General features: G+C 47.7%; 1 protein-coding gene. It reads right to left on the reverse strand.

The window, feature by feature from the left end; translation table 11 throughout:
- A partial coding sequence (murJ, locus tag R7E47_RS24970; protein WP_318085462.1) for a murein biosynthesis integral membrane protein MurJ occupies positions 1 to 1,040 on the reverse strand: 1,040 nt, incomplete at its 3' end.
- Between the last annotated feature and the right edge of the window lie 97 nt (positions 1,041 to 1,137).

Raw genomic sequence — 1,137 nt, forward strand, 5'->3', positions numbered from 1 at the left:
ATAAATAGCACCATCAACATCGGCTTCGCCAACGCCATCAAACCCAACATCGCCGGAATCCCGAGCAGCGTTACCATGCGAACGCCCCAATCCATGGTATGTGCAAAACCTTCGCTCTGCGAGTCCACATGTTTACGAGACAGCGCAGGCAAAATCACCGTCGCAATCGCAATACCAAACAGCCCCAGCGGGAACTCCAACAAACGATCGGAATAATACAACCAGCTGATTGAGCCAGTTTGTAGAAAGCTGGCAATAAAAGTATCAAATAGCAGGTTGATTTGACTGACAGAGACGCCAAACAAAGCGGGAATCATCAACGTGCGGATTTTTACCACCCCAGGATCGCGCCACCCCCACTTAGGCTTAACCATCACGCCCGCTTTAATAAGGAAAGGGATTTGAAATAAGAACTGAACCAAACCACCTAAAAACACACCGATAGCCAGACCGATTTCCGGTTGAGACATCTGTGGCGAGATAAACCAAGCCGCCAGAATGATCATGACATTCAAAAAGACCGGAGTGAATGAGGAGACGGCAAACTTGCCGAGTGTGTTAAGAATGGCTCCGGAAAGCGCAACAAAGGTGATGAACCATAAATAAGGGAAGGTAATTTTGAGCATCAGACTGGCTAGCTCAAATTTCTCTGCGGCCGGCCCACCATGCATCCAATCTAAAAACCAGCCAAAACCAAACAGCGCGGTTACCACACCAGAGCCCAGCACGCCCAGCACGGTAACAATAGAGACAATAACCCCTAACGTACCGGCAGCACGAGCAATCAACTCGCGTGTTTTGTCCATATCACCTTGAGCGTGATTCTCCGTTAAAACAGGGACAAACGCTTGAGAAAAAGCCCCTTCAGCAAACAAACGTCGTAAGAAATTCGGAATTTTGTTGGCGAAGAAAAAGACGTCAGCGCTTGCTCCTGCCCCCATCACACTTGCCACTACAACATCGCGAACTAAACCCAGAACGCGGGAAATTAATGTCATAGCACTGACGATCATGCCAGACTTGAGTAGTCGTTTACTCACTGTAACCTCGGAATATCACTATAAGACAGCCAACCCTATACTGTTAAGCTCGTGGAGGCTCTAAATAGACGTCAAAAATATATCCGTTTATTGTTAG

The sequence above is a fragment of the Vibrio sp. Vb1026 genome (assembly GCF_033338745.1).
GTDB classification, from domain to species: domain Bacteria; phylum Pseudomonadota; class Gammaproteobacteria; order Enterobacterales; family Vibrionaceae; genus Vibrio; species Vibrio alginolyticus.